Source organism: Vibrio sp. V12_P9A6T4, from assembly GCF_963874835.1.
In the GTDB taxonomy this organism is placed as follows: Bacteria; Pseudomonadota; Gammaproteobacteria; order Enterobacterales; family Vibrionaceae; genus Vibrio; species Vibrio anguillarum.
Window position 1 is genome coordinate 15,550 of sequence record NZ_CAWNJO010000049.1, and the last position, 22,976, is coordinate 38,525.

A 22,976-nucleotide genomic window follows, 5' to 3' on the forward strand; every position below is an offset into this window, starting at 1 on the left:
GCTTAAAGTGGCCTTATTCAGCCGTTGGTGCTGCAACAACTTCTTCAGCTGGTTTCTCTACCGCTTCTTTCATGCTTAGACGAACACGGCCTTGGCGGTCGATTTCAAGTACTTTAACTTGAACTTCTTGGCCTTCTTTCAAGTAATCAGACACTTTCTCGATGCGTTGATCCGCGATTTGAGAAATGTGTACTAGACCATCTTTACCAGGAAGAATGTTAACGAACGCGCCAAAATCAGCCAGACGAGCGACCTTACCAGTATAGATAGCGCCGACTTCAACTTCAGCCGTGATCTCTTCAATGCGACGAATCGCTTCTTTAGCTTGAGCGCTATCGGTTGCCGCAATCTTGATTGTACCGTCATCTTCGATTTCGATGGTTGTGCCCGTCTCTTCAGTTAGAGCACGGATCACAGCACCACCTTTACCGATCACGTCTTTGATTTTCTCAGAGCTGATCTTCATGGTGTAAATGCGTGGTGCAAATTCAGAAATCTCAGCACGAGCACCAGAGATCGCTTGATCCATCACAGAAAGGATATGCTTACGTGCACCTTGTGCTTGGTTTAGCGCAATTTGCATGATCTCTTTGGTGATACCTTCGATCTTAATGTCCATTTGCAGTGCAGTGATACCTTGGTTAGTACCCGCTACTTTAAAGTCCATGTCACCTAGGTGATCTTCATCACCAAGAATGTCAGAAAGAACAACGAAATCATCGCCTTCTTTAACAAGACCCATTGCAATACCTGCAACTGAAGACTTGATTGGTACACCTGCATCCATCAGAGCAAGAGAAGTACCACATACCGAAGCCATTGAAGATGAACCGTTAGATTCTGTGATTTCTGATACGACACGAACTGTGTATGGGAACTCTTCCACTGAAGGCATAACAGCAGCGATACCACGCTTAGCCAGTTTACCGTGGCCGATTTCACGACGCTTAGGAGAGCCTACAAAACCAGTTTCGCCCACACAGTATGGAGGGAAGTTGTAGTGTAGTAGGAAGTTATCTTTACGCTCACCTGTTAGCTCATCGATGATTTGAGCATCACGCTGAGTACCAAGAGTAGCGGTTACGATTGCCTGAGTTTCACCACGAGTAAATAGTGCAGAACCGTGAGTACGAGGAAGAATACCAGTGCGTACGTCTAGCGCACGAACCATGTCTTTTTCACGACCGTCAATACGTGGGTTGCCAGCAATAATGCTACGACGTACAACCGTCTTCTCTAGATCGTGGAAGATAGTGTGGATTTCTTTCGCATTTGCTTCAGGATCTTCAGCAAGAATTACTTTGTTTACTTCAGCAGCAATTTCATGAATACGGTCGTAACGAGCCATTTTTTCAGTGATTTTGTAAGCTTCAACAAGCTTAGCTTCTGCTAGTTCAGCGATCTTACTGTTAAGTACTGTGTTCTCTTGAGGAGCAACCCAATCCCAAGCTGGAGTGGCAACTTCAGCAGCAAATTCATTGATCGCTTTAATCACAGCTTGTTGTTGGTCGTGGCCGTAAACAACCGCTGCTAGCATTTCTTCTTCAGTTAGGTTATCCGCTTCTGACTCAACCATCAGTACCGCGTTGTCTGTACCTGCAACCACAAGATCAAGACGAGATACTGCAAGCTCGGTCATGCTTGGGTTAAGCACTAATTGACCATCAATGTGACCCACGCGCGCCGCGCCAATAGGACCATTGAATGGAATACCAGAGATAGCAAGTGCTGCTGAAGTACCAATCATAGTTACGATGTCAGGTTGAACGTCTGGGTTTACAGACATCACTGTCGCGATGACTTGAACTTCATTTTTAAATGCATTAGGGAAAAGAGGACGAATTGGGCGGTCAATCAGACGCGCAGTCAAAGTTTCGCCTTCTGATGGACGACCTTCACGCTTGAAGAAGCCACCTGGAATTTTACCCGCTGCGTAAGTACGCTCTTGGTAGTTAACAGTAAGAGGGAAGAAGTCTTGACCTTCTACTGCTTCTTTTTTACCAACAACAGAAACGAATACCGCGGTATCGTTCATAGTGACCATAACGGCCGATGTAGCTTGGCGTGCGATAACGCCGGTTTCTAGAGTGACGGTATGATTACCGTATTGGAATGATTTCACTACTGGTTTATCAAACATTGTTTATCCTTGCTCTAGAGTTACCTCTAGATTGAATGAAATAACACTCAAGACATTACGAATCGCGACTAGTAAAAATAGGCTCTATATCACGGGAAACAAAGCGTTGGGCTTGCCGCTCCCACTGGTATCTGAACGCTACTTTTAATAGCCGCGACCTGCTGGCCGACTTCGGTGACTGTAATGCTATGAGTATGAAGCGTTAAAGTACATACAACACACTTTAACGGCGGGTAGTATAGCGACTTAGGAGAGATTGTGCCAAATTTAGATAACAAAAAAGGGGCTAAAAGCCCCTTTTCTGAACAAACTGATCTTAGCGACGTAGCTCAAGACGTTTGATTAGGTCTTGGTAACGACCTAAATCTTTACCTTTTAGGTAGTCTAGAAGCTTACGACGGCTTGAAACCATACGTAGTAGACCACGACGGCTGTGGTGATCGCCTTTGTGAGTTTTGAAGTGACCTTGTAGGTGGTTGATAGAAGCAGTTAGTAGTGCTACTTGTACTTCTGGTGAACCAGTGTCGCCTTCGCCACGTGCGTATTCAGCAACGATTGCCGCTTTAGTTTCTGCATTCAGAGACATAATGCTCTCCTAATAAGAGTAAGTTTAAAGGTGTAGCAGCCAATCTCTGATTCAGCCGCTACGCGAAGCCGGGATTATAGGGAAATCCCCAACGTTAAGCAATAGCTATTTAAAGCGACTCTCCGTCTCTAAAAACGACCAATCGCTTAGGCGCAACACGACCATCTTGGTCAATTTCACCCACACCGATAAAGAGTTTCTCTTCACCCATGGTCATGCGCACTGTGCCATCAAGTGGCACACCCAACACTTGCACTGGTTGGCCATGTTGTACCATGTCTGCCAACTCAGGAATAAGGTTAACTTCCGGCAAATCTTGCACCGCACTGTCCATTGGCATCAATAACGAGTCCAACACATTTTTCGGTGCGACATCATCACGCAGCGCCTGTTGCAGCAATGCATCAAGTTGATCTAAAGTCACCATTTTCTCATATGGGTACTTCGCGACCGCAGTACGACGCAGCATGGTCACATGTGCGCCACAACCAAGCATTTCACCTAAGTCATCCACGATGGTACGGATATACGTGCCTTTCGAACAGTGCACATCCATTTCAACTTCATCACCTTCGAAACGGATCAATTCAATATCATAGACAGTGATTTTTCGAGATTCGCGCGGAATATCAATGCCTTCACGAGCGTATTCATATAGAGGACGGCCTTGATATTTCAGTGCAGAAAACATTGACGGTATTTGGTCGGTTTCACCACGAAAACGCTCGATGCACTCTCGCAGGGTATTTAATTGCACATTGACAGGGCGTGTTTCCACTACCTCTCCGTCTGAATCAGAGGTATTGGTTCGCTCACCCAGTTTTGCAATGACTCGATAACGCTTATCTGAATCAAGTAAAAACTGAGAGAATTTTGTCGCTTCACCAAGGCAAATAGGCAACATTCCTGTTGCCAAAGGATCGAGCGCGCCAGTGTGTCCGGCTTTTTCTGCAAAATAAATACGTTTTACTTTTTGTAAGGCATCATTCGAGGAGATACCCGTTGGCTTATCCAGTAAAATTACCCCGTTAATTGGGCGACCTTTACGACGACGAGCCATCTATTCATTCCCTTCTTCAGCAGACGCTTCATCTTCACGTCCTGCATCTTTCTGTCTGCGCTTATCATTGCTGACCACTTCAGTCACCAAGTTGGACATGCGCATACCTTCAACCAAAGTATTGTCATAAGTGAAGCGAATTTCTGGTGTCAAACGTAAGCGAATACGTTTGCCAAGCATCATGCGGATATGAACTTCATGCTCTTTTAACGCAGCTAAGCAGCTTTCTGGGGTCTGCTCACCAACGCATAGAAACGTCACAAACACTTTTGCATAAGCAAGGTCACGTGACACTTCGACTTCTGAAATAGTCACCATACCTAAGCGTGAGTCGCGGACTTCACGTTGTATGATCATAGCGAGTTCTTTTTGCAGCTGTTGGGATACGCGCTGCGTGCGGCTAAATTCTTTTGACATATCTTTTCTCACATATAGAAAGAATGGGGGGATGGTTCAACCCAGCCCCCCATGGTGTATTCAACAACCGATTACTGTCTATTTCAATACAGCAACGTCAGTCAATTAATCCAGTGTACGTTTAATTTCCACTGTTTCGAAGACTTCGATTTGGTCACCAACGCGAACATCATTGTAGTTCTTAACGCCGATACCACATTCGTAGCCATTCTTCACTTCTTGCACGTCATCTTTAAAGCGACGTAGTGACTCAAGTTCACCTTCGTAGATAACCACGTTATCACGTAGAACACGGATAGGGCTATTACGTTTGATAACGCCTTCAGTCACCATACAACCAGCAACTGCGCCTAGTTTAGGTGATTTGAATACTTCACGAACCTGAGCAAGACCAATGATCTCTTGCTTAAACTCTGGTGCTAGCATGCCGCTCATGGCCGCTTTTACTTCATCAATCAATTGATAAATGATTGAGTAGTAACGTAGGTCTAAGTTTTCAGATTCGATAGTACGACGAGCTGATGCATCAGCACGAACGTTAAAGCCAAGTACGATAGCGTTAGAAGCTGCTGCAAGTACTGCGTCAGTTTCTGTGATACCACCCACACCAGAACCCACGATGTTCACTTTCACTTCATCAGTTGAAAGGTTACGCAGTGAATCAGCAATGGCTTCAACCGAACCTTGAACGTCTGCTTTTAGTACCACGTTCAGTTCAGCCACTTCGCCCGCTGTCATGTTAGAGAACATGTTTTCGAGCTTAGATTTCTGCTGACGTGCAAGCTTCACATCACGGAATTTTCCTTGACGATAATTTGCCACTTCACGTGCTTTACGCTCATCACGTACCACTGTTGCTTCATCACCGGCAGCTGGAACACCAGACAAACCTAGAATTTCAACAGGAATTGATGGGCCCGCTTCCGTAACTTCGTTACCAGTTTCGTCGCGCATCGCACGAACACGGCCATATTCTTGACCACACAGTACGATGTCGCCTTTGCGTAGTGTTCCTGATTGAACCAGAACGGTTGCCACAGGACCACGGCCTTTATCAAGACGAGACTCAACTACCACACCAGACGCCATACCATCTTTAACAGCATGAAGCTCAAGAACTTCAGCTTGAAGTAGGATAGCTTCTAGTAGGCCTTCAATATTGGTTCCCTGTTTCGCAGAGATGTGAACAAACATGTTCTCACCGCCCCACTCTTCAGGAATGATGTTGTGTTGAGCAAGCTCATTTTTCACGCCATCTGGGTTCGCGCCATCTTTATCGATTTTGTTCACTGCAACGATAAGTGGCACATTAGCCGCTTTCGCATGTTGAATCGCTTCAACCGTTTGTGGCATTACGCCATCATCTGCTGCAACAACCAATACAACGATATCTGTCGCTTGAGCACCACGAGCACGCATTGAAGTAAACGCAGCGTGTCCAGGAGTATCAAGGAAGGTGATCATACCGTTTGGTGTTTCAACGTGGTAAGCACCAATGTGCTGAGTAATACCACCGGCCTCGCCTGATGCAACGTGTGTGCGACGGATGTAATCAAGTGTTGATGTCTTACCGTGGTCAACGTGGCCCATGATGGTCACAACTGGCGCACGAGGCACTGCTTCAAACTTGTTATCACGGTCAGAAAGGATCGCTTCTTCCAGTTCATTCTCTTTGCGGATGAGAACTTTATGACCCATTTCTTCAGCGACTAATTGCGCGGTTTCTTGGTCGATCACTTGGTTGATGGTTGCCATTGCGCCCATCTTCATCATCACTTTGATAACTTCAGTTGCTTTCACTGACATTTTGTTTGCCAGTTCCGAAAGAACAATCGTTTCACCGATCACAACATCTTGCTTAGCGACAACCGCTGTTTTATCAAAACCATGTTGCATCGATGCAGGTTTAGCCATACGACCTTTACGAGCTTTGCCTCGGCGCGTACCGCGCTCTTGCTTATCATCCTGAGATGAGATTTTGCTCTTATTAGCTTTCGTAGATTTACGGCTAGCACCTTCTTCACGGCGATCTGCTTCATCTTCGGCTTCACGTGCATACGTTGAAGTCGTAACATGGTAATCTGTATTTTCTTCCATACTACCCTTTTTCTCTTCTTCAGCAGACCAACGCTCTTTATTCTTCTCAGCCAATTCACGTGCTATTTCTAGCTGGCGCTGACTTTCCTCTTCAGCTTTACGTAATGCTTCGGCTTCTTGACGACGTTTAAGCTCTTCGGCTTCTTTTCGCGCTGCTTCTTGCTTCATTTTATTTTCAGCAGAAAGTTCTGGTTTCACTGCAGAACGTTTTGCTTTCTCATCCGCGTTAGCTGTTGCATTCGTTTGTGCTTCAACCTTCGCTTTCTCTTGTGCCTCACGCTTCGCTTTTTCTTCGGCTTCACGCTTTGCTTTTTCTTCGGCTTCGCGCTCTGCTTTTGCTTGTGCTTCACGCGCTGCTAATTCTTGTGCTTCACGTTGCGCGGCTTCTTCCGCTTCACGTGTTGCTTCATCGTCTACTGCACTGCGCTTAACGTAGGTACGTTTTTTACGCACTTCAACTTGAACATTCTTACTTTTGCCGCCGCCGGCATTGACGCTCAATGTGCTGCGTGTTTTTCGCTGCAACGTCAAACGAGTCGGCTCTGAGTCACCAGTGGTATCACCATGCTCTTTTCTAAGATGTGACAATAGCTTGTGCTTTTCGTCATCAGAAACGTTATCAGAACTCGTTTTGTTCATGCCTGCATCAGCAAGTTGTTCTAACAAGCGGTCAACTGGCGTACCAATTTCTTCACTCAGTGCTTTAACTGTAAGTTGTGTCATGCCGCTCTCTCCCCTTGCTGAGAATTATTCTTCTTCGCTAAACCAACAAATATTGCGCGCTGCCATGATCAGTTGACCTGCGCGTTCTTCTGTTAGACCTTCAATATTTTCGAGGTCATCAATACCTTGGTCAGCAAGATCTTCTAATGTGACTATGCCTTTCGCTGCGAGTTTAAAGGCCATTTCACGCTCTAAACCTTCTAGTGCGAGCAGATCTTCTGCTGGCTCTAGCCCTTCAAAAGACTCTTCTTGTGCTAGCGCAATCGTGGTCAACGCATTCTTCGCGCGAGTACGCAATGCTTCGATGATATCTTCATCTAGGCCGTCAACTTCAAGTAGCTCTGCAACTGGTACATAAGCCACTTCTTCAAGCGTTGAGAAGCCTTCTTCAACCAATAACTCAGCGAAGTCTTGCTCAATATCAAGATACTTCATGAAGTTTTCAATAGAAGCCATCGACTCTTCTTGATGTTTTTTCTGTAGATCAGCAACCGTCATGACATTCAATTCCCAACCGGTCAGTTGAGAAGCGAGACGTACGTTTTGACCATTACGACCGATTGCTTGCGCTAGGTTATCCGCTTCAACAGCAATATCAATTGAGTGCGTATCTTCATCCATGATGATCGATGCAACATCTGCTGGTGCCATTGCATTGATAACAAATTGGGCTGGGTTATCATCCCAAAGAACGATATCAATGCGCTCACCGCCAAGTTCACTCGATACGGCTTGAACACGTGCTCCACGCATACCGACACACGCGCCCACAGGGTCAATGCGTTTGTCATTGGTTTTGACTGCAATTTTCGCACGCGAACCCGGATCACGAGCCGCGGCTTTCAATTCAATCAGCTCTTCACCGATTTCTGGCACTTCTACACGGAATAGCTCAGCGAGCATTTCTGGTTTTGAACGAGTAATGAAGAGTTGGAATCCGCGCGCTTCAGGACGTACCGCATATAGCAGACCACGAACTCGGTCACCTGGACGAAAGTTTTCACGCGGTAGCTGGTCATCACGTAAAATAACCGCTTCAGCGTTATTACCTAAATCCAGAATAACCGAATCACGGTTTACTTTCTTAACAACGCCAGTAACCAACTCACCTTCGTTATCAATAAACTGTTCGACGATTTGCGCACGTTCAGCTTCACGCACTTTTTGTACGATAACTTGTTTTGCTGTTTGTGTTGTAATACGGTCAAAGGTCACTGATTCAATTTGATCTTCAATATATTGACCAAGTTCAGCTGTTTCGTCGTCGTATTTAGCTGCATCGTATGAAATTTCTTTTGTTGGATGTTCAACATTTTCAACGATTAACCAACGGCGAAAAGTTTCAAACTCACCCGTTTTACGGTCGATAGCAACACGTACATCGACTTCAATTTCATGTTTCTTCTTTGTTGATGTGGCAAGCGCAGTTTCAAGCGCCTCAAAAATACGCTCACGAGGTACGGCCTTCTCGTTCGAAACCGCCTCAACTACCGCTAAAATTTCTTTACTCATTTAATCTAGCCTCTTAAGCTCTTTTCTCTAGGAGAACTAAAATTTAGGGATCAGGTTAGCTTTAGAAATATTGCTTAGCGCAAATAGTTCTTCTTTCCCATCAACGCTAATTGCAACGGTTTCGCCATCAATAGAATGGATAATTCCTTTCCATTTGCGACGGTTGCCGACACCCATTTTCAAAACGATGCTGACTTCGTGACCAATAAACTGTTCATAATGCGCTGCTTTAAAAAGTGGTCTCTCTAAACCTGGTGAAGAAACTTCTAGGTTGTAAGCCACAGAAATTGGATCTTCAACATCGAGCACAGCACTCACTTGATGGCTCACTTCTGCGCAATCATCAACGTTAATACCGTTTTCATGATCAATATAGATGCGTAATGTTGAGTGCTCTCCGGCACGAATAAATTCTAATCCAACTAACTCATAACCTGATGCCGCTACTGGAGCGTCAAGCATTTCAGTAAGTTGTCTTTCTAAACCAGTCATTTAAACCACTCCAGAAACAAAAAAAGGGCACAGAGCCCAATTTAAATTCCAAGCAACTATCTGAAAATCTCATACTTGAGAAACTCAGATAACAAAAAACCCCGATTAGTCGGGGTTTTTTGTTGCTGGACCCTGATGATTGAGAATCTAAATTCTCAATTGCAGTGAGGTTGACACTGCACAAACTTGCATCCAAAACCCAAAAAGAATTGGTTGCGGGGGCCGGATTTGAACCGACGACCTTCGGGTTATGAGCCCGACGAGCTACCAAGCTGCTCCACCCCGCGTCCGACTTGCGAGCATTATACGCTCTATCAAGTGATTTACAAGTTTGTAAATAATGGTGCCGAGAGAGGGACTCGAACCCTCACACCTAAGGCGCTAGCACCTCATGCTAGTGTGTCTACCAATTTCACCATCTCGGCAATTATTTGTACTTATCTAAGATAAGTTATTGCGGGATTTCGTCACCAGATTTTACTGGAACGTCACTCGCTGTATCCGTAGTTTGCTCAATCACTTGACCTTTAGTTGGGTCAATCCATTGTGATTCAGTTTTATGCGTAGACAAATTGCCCAATGCCAAACTAAGAATGAAAAATACGGTTGCAAAAATTGCAGTCATTCGGGTTAGGAAATTTCCTGAGCCACTAGCACCAAACACAGTGTTTGACGCGCCAGCACCGAAAGAGGCTCCCATATCTGCGCCTTTACCTTGTTGAATTAACACTAGGCCAATGATACCAAGCGCTGCCAACAGGTAAATCACAAGTAGAACTGTAAACATTACTTCCACCTATGTTCCAAATAGTTGAGCCAGCGCCGTTCTTATCAACTGACTTGAACAAGGCTAGCGACCTCCTCAACGAAGGCGGACGCAATACTAACGAATGCATCCCATGCTGACAAGGAGTATTTGATAAAAAAATGGAGTTTATGCTTCAAGCGGTTAAAAAAAGGGCAACAACACCCTATGTGTATAGCTAACCATAAGATTTCAAGCCGAATTACGGTCATGAAATCCTAGGTTAACTCATATTATTTGCCTGGTTAGCAATTATCTTTAACCGCTTGAGCTATCTTTAATGCTGAATTTTTTACTAGCTCAGCATCTTCCCCTTCCACCATCACGCGCAATAAAGGTTCAGTACCTGATTTACGCAAGAGCACTCGACCTTGGTTACCAAGTTCCGCTTCTACGGCAGCTACAGCCGCTTTTACCGCTTCGGCTTCTAATGGGTTGGAATCACCACTAAAACGTACGTTTTCTAAAACCTGCGGGCAAAGCGTCATGCCTTTAGCCAGTTCATTGAGCGACATTTCACTGCCCACAACGGAAGCAAGAACTTGCAACGCCGCAACAATCGCATCACCCGTAGTCACTTTGTCTAGCAGTATGATGTGCCCTGAATTTTCTGCGCCAATTTTCCAACCTTTTGCCAGCAATTTTTCCATCACATAACGGTCACCAACCGCCGCTCGTACAAAAGGGATACCTAACTGCTTTAAGCCGTTTTCCATACCAAGGTTTGTCATTAGCGTTCCAACAACACCACCTTTTAATTCTCCACGTCTCAGGGCATCACGGGCGATGATATAGGCAATTTGATCTCCATCCACTTTATTACCAAGCTCATCAACCATAATTAAGCGATCGCCATCACCATCAAATGCCAGTCCTAAATCTGCTTTTTCTGCCACAACGCGCTGTTGCAACGCGCGGACATCCGTTGCTCCAACTTCGTCATTAATATTCAGACCATCTGGCTCAACCCCCATTGCTATCACTTCAGCACCAAGTTCCTTAAAGACATTAGGCGCGATGTGATAGGTGGCACCATGAGCACAGTCAACGACGATTTTCAGCTTTGATAAATTCCATTGCGATGGAAAGGTACTTTTACAAAACTCGATATACCGCCCTGCAGCGTCGACCATACGTGAAGCCTTACCAAGTTCGGCAGACTCGACACACTCAATCGGTTTATCCAATTCAGCTTCGATATCCAATTCAATTTCATCAGGTAATTTAGTCCCTTCGGATGAGAAGAATTTGATGCCGTTATCGTAATAAGGGTTATGCGACGCTGAGATAACGATCCCCGCTTCGGCACGAAAGGTTTGAGTCAGGTAAGCAACAGCTGGCGTCGGCATAGGTCCGGTAAAAATCGCCTTTAATCCTGCAGCGGCTAAGCCCGCTTCTAGAGCCGACTCAAGCATATAACCTGAAATACGCGTATCTTTACCAATAATGACTTTTTTCGTGCCTTGTTTTGCCAATACACGTCCAGCCGCCCAGCCAAGTTTTAATACGAAATCGGGAGTGATAGGATACTGTCCAACTTTACCGCGGACACCATCTGTACCAAAGTAACGTCTTTTGTCAGACATGATTTTTCCTTAATTATTATTGTTAACTATTTTGAATAATGGTTTGTATTATTTTCATTGCTTCAATGGTTTCGTTCACATCATGGACACGAATAATGTGTGCACCTTTCATTGCCGCTACAGCCGCGCAGGTAACGCTCGCCACCATACATTCAGCTGGTTTTTTATTGAGTAGTTTAAAAATCATTGACTTACGGGACATCCCAGCCAATATCGGCAAACCTAGTTGATGAAATACGTCTAGATGTGCAAGCAGATAATAATTATGCTCAATGGTTTTGCCAAATCCAAAACCGGGGTCGAGGATAATATTTGCACGCGCGATCCCTGCGCGCTCGCACGCTGCGACTCGATCTTCTAGAAAGAGCTTAACATCCGCTAACACATCTTGATAATGTGGGCTGGTTTGCATCGTTCGTGGCTGGCCTTGCATATGCATGATACAGACAGGCACTTGTGCTTTAGCCGCAACCTCTAATGCCCCCGGCTCTTGCAGTGCACGAACATCATTAATCAAGTCAGCACCAGCCTCAACCGCCTGACGCATCACTTCAGCTTTACTGGTGTCAATTGAAATCCAGACGTCATACTTTGCACGAATAGCTTTAATAATAGGAATAACACGAGATAATTCGTCATCGAGAGTCACTTCTGGAGCCCCCGGCCGAGTTGACTCCCCTCCAATATCAATAATGCTGACACCTGCGGCAATCATTTTATCGGCATGCTCTAGTGCCAAATCTAGCGCGTTAAATTTTCCACCATCGGAAAATGAATCCGGAGTCATGTTCAAGATACCCATGACATGAGGACGATCGAGGATAAGTGTCTTTGTTGGGGTTTGAATCTTCATTTTGCTCTAAAACACAAAAACCCCGAGAAAGCTCGGGGTTTAATTTGAATATTAACGATTACTCAGCATCTTTCTTTTCTGAGGACTCAGTGGCTACTTCGTCTTCTGCTGCTGGCTCTACTTTTGGCTCTTGAGCTTTTTCCGCTTCCGCTTTTTCTGCTTGAGCTTTGGCTTGATCAGCCCAACCTGCAGGTTCGCGAATCTCAGTTTTACGCTCCATTAAGTCATCAATTTGGCCTGCATCAATCGTTTCGTATTTCATCAACGCATCTTTCATTGCATGCATAATATCCATATTCTCTTCAAGGATTTTGCGCGCACGATCATAGTTGCGGTCAATAATTTTACGAACCTCGTCATCAATCAACTTAGCAGTATCTTCAGACACATGCTTAGTTTGAGTCACGCTACGCCCTAAGAAGACTTCACCTTCATCTTCTGCATACAACAATGGGCCAAGTTTTTCCGAAAAGCCCCATTGCGTAACCATTTTACGAGCAATGGCTGTCGCACGTTCGATATCGTTTGATGCACCAGTTGAAACGTTTTCTGGGCCGTAAATTAACTCTTCCGCTAAACGACCGCCATACAAGCTTGAAATCATAGACTCAAGATGCAGCTTCGACATGCTAACTCTGTCTTGTTCAGGCAAGTACATCGTCACACCTAAAGCTCGACCACGTGGAATAATCGATACTTTATAAACAGGGTCATGTTCAGGTACCAAACGACCAACAATGGCGTGTCCTGCTTCATGATAAGCTGTCGATGCTTTAGTTTCTTCAGACATCACCATCGAACGACGTTCAGCACCCATCATGATTTTGTCTTTTGCTAACTCAAACTCAACCATTGAAACATTGCGTTTGTTACCGCGAGCAGAGAATAACGCCGCCTCGTTCACTAAGTTCGCCAAGTCGGCACCAGAGAAACCCGGTGTTCCGCGAGCAATCAATGAAGGTTCAACATCACCAGCTAAAGGTACTTTGCGCATATGAACTTTCAAGATCTGTTCACGGCCGCGAACATCAGGTAAACCGACCACCACTTGACGGTCAAAACGCCCCGGACGCAGCAATGCTGGGTCTAAAACGTCTGGACGGTTAGTTGCCGCAATGACGATAACGCCTTCATTGCCTTCAAAACCATCCATTTCAACCAACATTTGGTTTAAAGTCTGCTCACGCTCATCGTGACCGCCGCCGACACCAGCACCACGTTGACGACCTACCGCATCAATCTCATCAATAAAGATGATACAAGGTGAAGCCTTTTTCGCTTGCTCGAACATGTCACGTACACGAGATGCACCAACACCAACAAACATTTCAACGAAATCAGAACCAGATATAGTGAAGAACGGTACTTTCGCCTCACCAGCAATTGCTTTTGCCAGTAATGTTTTACCTGTACCAGGAGGACCAACCATCAAAACACCGGTTGGAATTTTCCCACCCAGTTTTTGGAAGCGACTCGGATCACGCAAGTAATCCACAAGCTCTTTCACATCTTCTTTCGCTTCGTCACAACCAGCCACATCACCGAACGTGGTTTTGATTTGCTCTTCACTCATCATACGAGCTTTGCTCTTACCAAATGACATGGCACCTTTGCCACCGCCACCTTGCATTTGACGCATGAAGAATATCCAAACACCGATCAGTAGGATCATTGGGAACCAAGAGATAAAAATGGTCCCGAGCAAACTTTGCTCTTCTGGTGGTGTACCTTGTACTTTAACGTTTTGATTAATCAAATCATCAAGCAGTTTTTGATCGTACACGGGCATGTAAGTTACATAGCGAGTACCACCGCCTCTACGAGTAAAGGAAATTTCACTATTGTTAAATTGAGCTTCTTGAATCTGGCCTTGGCCAACTTCCTGTACGAACGTGGTGTAATCCACTGCTTTGCCGTTACTATCACCAGGGCCAAAGCTCTGGAATACCGACATTAAAACGACAGCTATAACTAGCCACAGAATTAAATTTTTTGCCATATCACTCAAGGTGTAAGCCTCGCGATAACTAATTGTAATTAAAGGTAGGGTACTACAGTTTGTAACCTGTAGCCATATGTTAACTTATGCCTTGTACAGCAAAAACGTTAACCTTTGTAACCAGTGGCTACAACAAAGACTTCTCTTGAGCGAGCTCGCGAAGAGTCTGGTTTTCTTATTTTCACGACTTTAAACAGGTTTCGAACTTCTTTGACATAATCATCAAAGCCTTCTCCCTGAAAAACCTTGACCACAAAACTACCATTTGGAGTAAGAACTTGTCGACACATATCTAGAGCTAGTTCAACCAAATACATTGCCCTTGGCTGATCAACCGAATTATTTCCGGCGATATTAGGTGCCATGTCTGACATAACCACATCAACCATATCAGGCTGTATACGATCTAATAGTGCTTCCAGCACGGCCTCTTCACGAAAATCGCCTTGTAAGAAAGCAACGCCAACAATAGGATCCATCGGCAAAATATCACACGCGATCACTCGGCCTTTATCACCAACGATACCCGCTGAATATTGAGACCACCCGCCGGGAGCCGCCCCTAAATCCACAACAGTCATTCCTGGCCTAAGCAGTTTATCTTTATTTTGAATCTCTTCTATTTTGAAAATAGCACGCGAACGATAACCTCTCTTTTTGGCTTCATTCACGTATTTATCATCAAAATGTTCTTTCAACCAGCGACTAGAGCTGGCCGAATGCTTCTGTTTACTCATTCGATTCCTAACTGAAATGTTTCCATCCAAGAAAGTATGGTAGAAAATATAGTCTTCAGGGATAGATGGCGTTAAAATAGCTTTTTTCAACCCTTATATTAAATAAAATTGGCCGCATAATGAACCTAAGCACCAAACAAAAGCAGCACCTTAAAGGCCTAGCACACAGTTTGAAACCTGTTGTACTGATGGGCGCGAATGGACTCACTGAGGCTGTTCTAGCGGAAATCGAGATTGCCCTCAACCACCACGAACTGATCAAAGTGAAAGTAGCATCCGAAGATCGCGAAACTAAGCAGTTGATTATCGATGCTATCGTGCGTGAGACTGGCGCAGAAAAAGTACAAACCATTGGTAAGATTCTCGTACTATTTCGTCAAACCGAGCAACGTAAAATCGAGATCCCTCGTAAGTAATCAGTCGCGTTATCGACGCTCTGACTCTGATGGATACAGACAAAAAAAGGTCGCACACTGCGACCTTTTTGATTGTTGTTGAAATGAATTAGAGGTATTCAACTTTATCGATTTCGAAATCTTTATCACCACCGGGAGTAGCGATAATCACCTCATCACCTTCCATTTTACCGATCAAACCGCGGGCAATCGGTGAGCTGACAGAAATGCGCCCAGATTTAATCTCAGCTTCATCTTCACCCACAATCTGGTAGCGTTTCACTTCATCAGTATTACTATCAATCAATGTCACTGTTGAACCAAAAATCACTTTGCCTGTATTTTCCATTTTAGTGATATCGATCACCTGAGCAACAGATAGCTTATATTCAATATCACGAATTTGAGCCTCACAAATACCTTGCTCTTCTCGAGCAGCGTGATATTCCGCATTTTCTTTTAGGTCGCCAAGTTCACGTGCGGTTGCAATAGCTTGGGTAATTTGTGGACGTAATTTTAGCAGCCTATCTAACTCTTCGCGCAGCAATTGTTCACCACGAACTGTCATTGGAACTTTTTCCATTTTATACCTCTAATGCCAAAATTCGTATTTGGGCAAAACAAAACTACCCAACACAACAAAGGTTAGGTAGTACATGGATTAACATAGTTGCTAATCAGTGTAATCAAACTTCGTGACTAAATCATCTTAAATCACACGTGACCCCTGTCAGATTTCTGTGAATGAGTTTGGGGGAAAGTGATAAAAAACAGACACAAAGCTCATTTTCACGAATATTTTCGCACAAAAAAACGACCCACTTCACTAAAAAAAAATAAAAAACAAACTATTCAGACCAGTTGATAAAAACCAATAAACAAAATAAAAAACAAATACTTGATATTTATTTACACAAAATAAAACGGTGTTCATAAACCTGTTTTATATCATTTTACTAACTAATTTCGGAACTTAAGAGTAAAAAGTAGAACACGAAATGCTAGTAACGTTTGGTTGTACGTTAGTGAAGGTTTACAAAACCCAATCTATGCAACTCAATGTTCAAAAGCACTCGAAGGACGATATAGACGTCGCAAATAAAAATATTTATGGACAGTAAATTAGGACTAATAAGATGAACAAAACTCTGATTGCTTTAGCAGTATCAGCTGCTGCAGTAGTAACTGGTGTAAATGCTGGTGAGCTATACAACCAAGACGGTACATCTCTAGAAATGGGCGGCCGCGCAGAAGCACGTCTTTCTCTTAAAGATGGCAAAGCGGACGATGCATCACGCGTACGTCTAAACTTCCTAGGTAAAGTAGCGATCAACGACAGCCTATACGGTGTTGGTTTCTACGAAGGTGAGTTCACTACTAACGACCAAGGCGAAAATAAGTCAAATAATAACCTAGACAACCGTTACACTTATGCAGGTATCGGCGGTAACTTTGGTGAAGTGACTTACGGTAAAAACGACGGCGCGCTAGGTGTTATCACTGACTTTACTGATATCATGTCTTACCACGGTAACAATGCAGCAGACAAAATTGCTGTAGCAGACCGCGTAGACAATATGGTGGCTTATAAAGGTCAATTCGATAACCTAGGCGTTAAAGCAAGCTATAAATTTGCAGATCGTACAGAGAATGCGCCTGACGGTGGTTATGCAGATAACAACGCAGACGGCTACTCTCTATCGGCTATCTATGCAATCGGCGACACTGGCGTTAAGCTAGGTGCGGGCTATGCTGACCAAGATACTCAAAACGAGTACATGCTTGCTGCATCTTACGCCATCTCTGATTTCTACTTCGCAGGTGTATTCACTGACGGCGAAAAAGACACTAACGTTGATTACACTGGTTATGAACTAGCTGCAGCCTATACAATGGGCCAAGCGGTATTCACAACAACCTACAACAACGCCGAAACAAGTGATGTAACTTCTATTGATTACGTTGCAGTTGATGCAACTTACTTCTTCAAACCTAACTTCCGTTCGTACATCTCTTACAACTTCAACCTACTTGATTCAGACAAAGTAGGTAAAGCTAAATCTGAAGACGAACTAGCACTAGGTCTACGCTACGACTTCTAATTCTTGGCTTAATGTCATAGATTTAAAACGCCTGCTTGCTAGCAGGCGTTTTTTTATCTCGCTATACTGTATGCACACTCCGCCCTGAAATGCCGTGTTATGCTCTTATTAAACCGCAGTGCTTTTTTATTCATACTCTCATTCTTCCTTCCTTTATCCACTTTGGCGTATACGCCTTTGCAAACACTGCCACAAGGTACTCGGGTGGGTTTATTCGTTCACTCTTTAGCCACTGAACAGGTTTTTCAAGATACTGATAACATACAAGCGCTTTTCCCTCCTGCCAGCACTTTAAAAATGCTCACCGCGCTTGCCGCCACGCTAGAGCTTGGCGAACAATTTCGCTTCACAACTCAGCTAACTCAACATGGCGATGACATTGTTATTCACTTCTCTGGCGACCCTACGTTAACCAGCCAAGATATGAAGCAGCTACTCAGCGAGCTAAAAAAACAGGGCATCTCACAAATAAAAGGCAACCTTTGGTTAGATAATTCAGCCTTTTCAGGTTACGACCGCGCGGTTGGATCACCTTGGGATATTCTGGGGGTATGCTATAGCGCCCCATCAAGTGCAATCACTCTGGATGGTAATTGTGTACAAGCCTCTATTTATACGCAGCCGAACGGGAAAACTCGGGTTTATGTGCCTGATCACTATCCCATTCACGTGACCAGCTACGCAAGAAGTGTTACTAAGACTGAACAAGAGAGCGCTCGCTGTGATTTAGAACTGCGTACTTCAGAGCAGAACCATTACCAGCTCAACGGCTGTTTGGCCGAGCGAACACAACCTCTGCCACTAAAGTTTGCCGTGCAAGACCCAAACTTATACGCCACACGTATGATTTATAAGCAACTCAAACAAGTTGGCATTGAATTGCTAGGCGAGGTTAAGCTGGGTGTAAAGCAAGATGAACTGAGCATAGAAAAGGGTGCATTGATAGCAACACATCAATCTATGCCACTGTACCCGTTGTTAGAAATGATGCTTAAAGAGTCTGACAATTTGATTGCTGACAGTTTAACCAAAACACTTGGCCAGCATTTTTTTATTCAACCCGGCAGTTTTAGTAATGGCACCGAGGCGATCAAGCAAATCCTTTTTTCTCGAACAGGCATCAACTTGGCACAAGCTCAGTTGGCTGATGGTTCGGGTTTATCACGTAACAACCGCCTTTCAGTACAAAATATGGTGGATGTGCTAAATTACATTTGGATTAATAATCAAACCCTTAAGCTTATTGACATCATGCCTAAAGCAGGTGAATCCGGTACCTTACAGTACCGACGTAGTATGCGTGGCCAAGCTATACAAGGGCAGCTGATTGCCAAAAGTGGTTCGCTTTATGGAACGCATAACATGGCGGGCTTCGGTTTAGATAAACAAGGAAAACCGAGTACATTATTTGTTCAATTCATCACTGATTATTATCCGCAAGATCAAGGCGATAACACTAGTGTTACCGCCCCGATTGCTCAATTTGAGACGCTCTTCTTTGAAGATGTCGTTAAGTTCAGTCAGCTCAGTCCTAATGAATAATTCACCACGTTAAAGTAGATCCACATACCCGAAATATCGACGATAGAAGCCAGTACAGGGCTAACTAATACCGCAGGATCTAATTTAAAAACGCGCGCAGCAATGGGTAATAAGCCGCCAATCGTCGTGGAAATGGTGACTTGGATAAAGAGCGCAACCGCAATTGCAAACGCAATGTTTTCTAGTGGAAAGCCTCCGGTTGAGTTGGCATCACTAAACAACATAATGCGAGCCACCATCACCGCAGAGATAGCCAACGCAAGGCAAACCGCAACACGGCACTCCTTCCACAATACACGCAACCATTGACGTTTGCGTAATTCACCAACCGCCAACGCGCGCACGACTAACGTCGCAGCTTGCGAGCCAGTATTCCCACCTGCAGCGGCAATAACAGGCATATACACAGCCAAGAGCACAAGCTGGCTCAATGTATCTTCGTACTGGGTAATAATCAGCCCGGATACGATACCAAGTAGTGCCAATACAATAATCCAGCCAATACGCTGCTTCACATGTTCAATCACGCTAGTGGTTAAATAGCTTTGCGCCGTTTCAACTTCTGAGTAAATAAACCCCAATTGGTTAGCGTAATGGCGAGCGCGAATGTCATAGCCCCCTTTATCTAATTCACTGAGTAGTTGCTGAACATAACCAATAGTACAGTGACGTAAAATCGCCACTGCCTCTTCGATAGGCATCACTGCCAATAAATGTACCTGTTTTTGCTGTTCGTACTGCAAAAATGCATTACGAGCCGCACCAATCTCTTCTAAAGAAAAGTTAGGTGAATTTTCAATATAAATGTTGCTCATTACCGTCATGGCGAATCTCCCGATTGGCAAAGGTAACGACCATCGAAATGATACCCAAATGCAATATATTCGTGAGCAATGACGTCATTGTTCATCAATGTAATTCACAGATAAGTTTTCATTTCAAACTAGAAAGCAGGAGAAAAATCGAGAGGAGTAAATCAGAAAAGATAAGCCCTACCACTGAAGGTAGGAGCGAAGATCGCCAATACCGAAAGCGGTTATTTTTCTCCCTTCATACTAGGGGGATGGTCGGTATTGTTCATAAAAATCTCCGAAAGTACTGCTCAATTAGCAGTGCGCAAATTGTACCAAAGCCTTTGGCGAAATACACTCTGATCTTTGCATCCAATGCGTTTCAATTTCAACCATACTCAATCACAAAAAACCACCATTCAGATTGGATATTTAATGGCTGGCCCAGTAAAAAAGCGCCCTTAGGCGCTTTAATGAATAGACGGTTCACTTTACTGTGATTTTTACTTTACAGTAACTCGTGCGAACTTACGCTTGCCGACTTGGTAAACATAAGTCCCCGCGGCTGGTACATTTTTGCTGTCGTCGATTTTTTCGCCATCTTGTTTGGCACCGCCTTGCTTGATCATTCGCATCGCATCAGACGTTGAAGCCACTAAACCCGCCTCTTTGAGCAGGTTAGTGATAGCAATACCCGCTGCAAATTCAAATTCTGGCATCTCTTCTGGCATCGCACCTTTTTGGAAGCGGTTGATGAACTCTTGCTCAGCCGCATCCGCCTCTTCTTTAGAGTGAAAACGTGCAATGATCTCTTTCGCCAACAAGATTTTGAGATCGCGTGGGTTCGTGCCATTTTCAACATCAGCTTTGAACTGTGCGACTTCTTCCAATGGACGGAAAGAAAGCAGCTCGTAGTAGCTCCACATTAATGTGTCAGAGATCGACATGATTTTGCCAAACATTTCACTTGGCGATTCACTGACACCAATGTAGTTGTGCGCTGATTTGGACATTTTTTTCTCGCCATCCAAACCAACAAGCAGTGGCATCATCAAGACAACTTGTGGTTTTTGACCATGTGCTTTTTGCAGTTCACGGCCCATCAATAGGTTGAATTTTTGGTCAGTACCGCCAAGCTCAACATCTGTCTCCATTGCGACTGAATCATAACCCTGTAGGAGTGGATACATGAATTCATGAATGGCAATAGGCTGACCATTAGCGTAGCGCTTTTTGAAATCATCGCGCTCTAGCATGCGTGCCACTGTTTGGTTCGATGCAAGACGGATCATGCCTTCCGCGCCCAATAGAGACAACCATTCAGAGTTAAACTGAATTTTCGTTTTAGCCGGATCGAGGATCTTAAACACTTGTGTCTTATAGGTTTCAGCATTACGCAAAACATCGTCACGAGTGAGCGGTGGACGCGTGGTATTTTTACCGCTTGGGTCACCAACCATACCCGTGAAATCACCAATCAAAAAGGTGACTTCATGGCCCAAATCTTGAAATGCACGTAATTTATTGAGGATCACCGTATGTCCAAGATGGATATCTGGAGCCGTTGGATCAGCACCTAATTTAATGCGCAGTGGACGGTTTTCTTTCAGTTTCGCGATCAATTCATCTTCTGGGATTAGCTCTTCAACGCCGCGTTTAATTTCAGCTAAAGCCGCTTCAATACTCGCCATTCTTGTTCACTCCTACAGATTTGGCAAAATTTAATAGTTGAACATCTTACTTGAATAGCGATGCTTTTTGAAACCAGTTAGACTAACGAACCAGCTAATTTCTTTATAATTTACTAAACGAACCTAAATATGCTTTCAATTTTCGCTCGTCTCCCTTGGGTGCATCGAATCCTCATCGCCTTTTTAAGCGCACTCATGGTTTTCGCGCTGCTATTTCTGCCAAATCCTGAAGATCTCGCTCAGGATCCAAATCGTCTAGAAATTGGTCGCCATTATCCATTAACCATTAACGCAGAAGCACTCTCTCCGGGAATATCTATCTCGCCTTCCACCATGCTGCGTTGGGAAACTTATCAAGTTAAATCGGGGGAAAGTGCCGCCGTATTATTTCAGCGAATTGGGCTTTCGGCTCGCTTACTCTATCAACTCACGGCAACAAATCGTGATATTGACAGCCAGCTTTCACGGCTTAAGCCAGGAGATGAGCTGCAATTTGGCTTTGATGAAAATAATGAACTTGTTCAACTCAATCGCATTATTAGCGCCTTTGAAACCTTTCGTATCACTAAATCGGGCGATGGCTTTACTTCTGAGTTTGATAAAAAAGAGCTGATGTTCCAGTACAACTATGCCGAAGCGATCATTACTTCAAATTTTTGGAATGCGGGGATAAGCGCAGGTTTAACGGCAAACCAAATCATGGAGTTAGCGGGTATATTTGGTTGGGATGTGGATTTTGCGTTAGATATTCGTGAAGGTGACCAATTTAAGCTGCTATTCCAAGAAAAGGTGGTGGAAGGTGAGGTAATTGGCCGCGGAAATATCATTGCCGCCGCCTTTACCAACCAAGGTACGACGTTCACAGCAATATTGGACGATGCAACAGGCAATTACTATGACGAAAATGGCCGGGCCATGAAAAAGGCCTTTTTACGCTCGCCGATCGATTTTCGTCGCGTGACATCGAATTTCAATCCTGTGCGTCGCCACCCCGTCACAGGAAAAGTCACCGCACACAGAGGAACCGATTATGCCGCGCCAGTTGGTACCCCAATTTGGGCCGCCGGCGATGGTGTGGTTGAGAAATCAAGTTACAACCAATTTAATGGTAATTATGTGTTTATTCGTCACAGCAACACCTACATTACCAAATACCTACACTTACAACGACGTATGGTCAAAACGGGTCAACGAGTCAAGCAAGGACAAACGATTGGTACTTTAGGAGGGACAGGAAGAGTTACCGGCCCTCACCTCCACTATGAATTTTTGGTCAACGGTGTACACAAAAACCCAAGAACGGTCTCTTTACCGCAATCTAAATCCTTAACGGGCCAAGCAAAAAGCACCTTTATCGCCAATGCTCAAATTAGGCTTGGGAAGCTAGAACGCTATAGCCAATTACTCTATGCCAATAAATAATAAGAAAAGGCCCACCAATAATGTGG

Annotated in this window: 19 protein-coding genes and 2 tRNA genes; 4 read left to right on the plus strand and 17 right to left on the minus strand. The window is 44.4% G+C overall.

The features are described from left to right. Positions 1-13 precede the first annotated feature (13 nt). The 14 genes from pnp to rlmE form a co-directional block, all read right to left on the minus strand. Complete coding sequence (gene pnp, locus AACQ42_RS07305) at positions 14-2,140, minus strand: polyribonucleotide nucleotidyltransferase (protein ID WP_010318920.1); 2,127 nt, start codon at positions 2,138-2,140, stop codon at positions 14-16. Between the two features lie 316 nt (positions 2,141-2,456). Beyond that, entirely contained in the window at positions 2,457-2,726 is a 270-nt protein-coding gene (rpsO, locus tag AACQ42_RS07310) for a 30S ribosomal protein S15 (protein WP_010318921.1), read from the minus strand. Positions 2,727-2,835: 109 nt separating this feature from the next. Then, positions 2,836-3,786 (minus strand): tRNA pseudouridine(55) synthase TruB, encoded by a 951-nt coding sequence (truB, locus tag AACQ42_RS07315; RefSeq protein ID WP_094165860.1) that lies wholly within the window; start codon positions 3,784-3,786, stop codon positions 2,836-2,838. Continuing rightward, positions 3,787-4,203, minus strand: a complete 417-nt coding sequence (gene rbfA, locus AACQ42_RS07320; RefSeq protein ID WP_026028089.1) for a 30S ribosome-binding factor RbfA — start codon at positions 4,201-4,203, stop codon at positions 3,787-3,789. A gap of 105 nt (positions 4,204-4,308) precedes the next feature. Then, a complete protein-coding gene (infB, locus tag AACQ42_RS07325; RefSeq protein WP_047690112.1) occupies positions 4,309-7,023 on the minus strand; it encodes a translation initiation factor IF-2 in 2,715 nt (904 codons plus the stop codon). A 24-nt stretch (positions 7,024-7,047) separates the two neighbouring features. Then, on the minus strand, positions 7,048-8,535 hold the full coding sequence (nusA, locus tag AACQ42_RS07330; protein WP_013857618.1) for a transcription termination factor NusA: 1,488 nt from the start codon (positions 8,533-8,535) through the stop codon (positions 7,048-7,050). A gap of 36 nt (positions 8,536-8,571) precedes the next feature. Then, positions 8,572-9,027: a ribosome maturation factor RimP gene (gene rimP / locus AACQ42_RS07335; protein ID WP_013857619.1), complete on the minus strand. Its 456-nt coding sequence runs from the start codon at positions 9,025-9,027 to the stop codon at positions 8,572-8,574. Positions 9,028-9,237: 210 nt separating this feature from the next. Next, positions 9,238-9,314, minus strand: a tRNA-Met gene (locus AACQ42_RS07340). 54 nt (positions 9,315-9,368) lie between these two features. Continuing rightward, positions 9,369-9,452, minus strand: a tRNA-Leu gene (locus AACQ42_RS07345). 26 nt (positions 9,453-9,478) lie between these two features. Further along, positions 9,479-9,814, minus strand: coding sequence for a preprotein translocase subunit SecG (secG, locus tag AACQ42_RS07350; protein WP_010318534.1), 336 nt, complete (start codon positions 9,812-9,814; stop codon positions 9,479-9,481). Between the two features lie 263 nt (positions 9,815-10,077). Then, positions 10,078-11,418: a phosphoglucosamine mutase gene (gene glmM / locus AACQ42_RS07355; RefSeq protein ID WP_094165861.1), complete on the minus strand. Its 1,341-nt coding sequence runs from the start codon at positions 11,416-11,418 to the stop codon at positions 10,078-10,080. Between the two features lie 22 nt (positions 11,419-11,440). Next, positions 11,441-12,271: a dihydropteroate synthase gene (gene folP, locus AACQ42_RS07360; protein WP_094165862.1), complete on the minus strand. Its 831-nt coding sequence runs from the start codon at positions 12,269-12,271 to the stop codon at positions 11,441-11,443. Between the two features lie 58 nt (positions 12,272-12,329). Beyond that, complete coding sequence (gene ftsH, locus AACQ42_RS07365) at positions 12,330-14,279, minus strand: ATP-dependent zinc metalloprotease FtsH (RefSeq protein ID WP_017049783.1); 1,950 nt, start codon at positions 14,277-14,279, stop codon at positions 12,330-12,332. 98 nt (positions 14,280-14,377) lie between these two features. Then, positions 14,378-15,007, minus strand: a complete 630-nt coding sequence (rlmE, locus tag AACQ42_RS07370) for a 23S rRNA (uridine(2552)-2'-O)-methyltransferase RlmE (protein ID WP_010318530.1) — start codon at positions 15,005-15,007, stop codon at positions 14,378-14,380. Positions 15,008-15,126: 119 nt separating this feature from the next. Between rlmE and yhbY the strand changes: the two genes are divergently transcribed. Continuing rightward, positions 15,127-15,423, plus strand: a complete 297-nt coding sequence (yhbY, locus tag AACQ42_RS07375) for a ribosome assembly RNA-binding protein YhbY (RefSeq protein WP_010318529.1) — start codon at positions 15,127-15,129, stop codon at positions 15,421-15,423. 88 nt (positions 15,424-15,511) lie between these two features. Here the strand turns inward: yhbY and greA are convergent, their stop codons facing one another. Beyond that, positions 15,512-15,985, minus strand: a complete 474-nt coding sequence (gene greA, locus AACQ42_RS07380; protein ID WP_010318528.1) for a transcription elongation factor GreA — start codon at positions 15,983-15,985, stop codon at positions 15,512-15,514. 553 nt (positions 15,986-16,538) lie between these two features. Between greA and ompU the strand changes: the two genes are divergently transcribed. Continuing rightward, complete coding sequence (gene ompU, locus AACQ42_RS07385) at positions 16,539-17,504, plus strand: porin OmpU (protein WP_081245022.1); 966 nt, start codon at positions 16,539-16,541, stop codon at positions 17,502-17,504. Between the two features lie 99 nt (positions 17,505-17,603). Next, complete coding sequence (dacB, locus tag AACQ42_RS07390; RefSeq protein WP_094165863.1) at positions 17,604-19,046, plus strand: serine-type D-Ala-D-Ala carboxypeptidase; 1,443 nt, start codon at positions 17,604-17,606, stop codon at positions 19,044-19,046. Here the strand turns inward: dacB and AACQ42_RS07395 are convergent. After that, entirely contained in the window at positions 19,025-19,870 is an 846-nt protein-coding gene (locus AACQ42_RS07395) for a magnesium transporter (RefSeq protein ID WP_064624449.1), read from the minus strand. The genes dacB and AACQ42_RS07395 overlap by 22 nt on opposite strands. Before the next feature lie 470 nt (positions 19,871-20,340). Continuing rightward, the gene (gene tyrS / locus AACQ42_RS07400; protein ID WP_013857629.1) at positions 20,341-21,528 is read right to left on the minus strand and encodes a tyrosine--tRNA ligase; all 1,188 of its coding nucleotides are present in this window, start codon (positions 21,526-21,528) and stop codon (positions 20,341-20,343) included. 129 nt (positions 21,529-21,657) lie between these two features. On the opposite strand from tyrS, the gene AACQ42_RS07405 reads away from it, so the two are divergent. Then, entirely contained in the window at positions 21,658-22,950 is a 1,293-nt protein-coding gene (locus AACQ42_RS07405) for a peptidoglycan DD-metalloendopeptidase family protein (RefSeq protein WP_017045385.1), read from the plus strand. Positions 22,951-22,976: the final 26 nt, after the last annotated feature.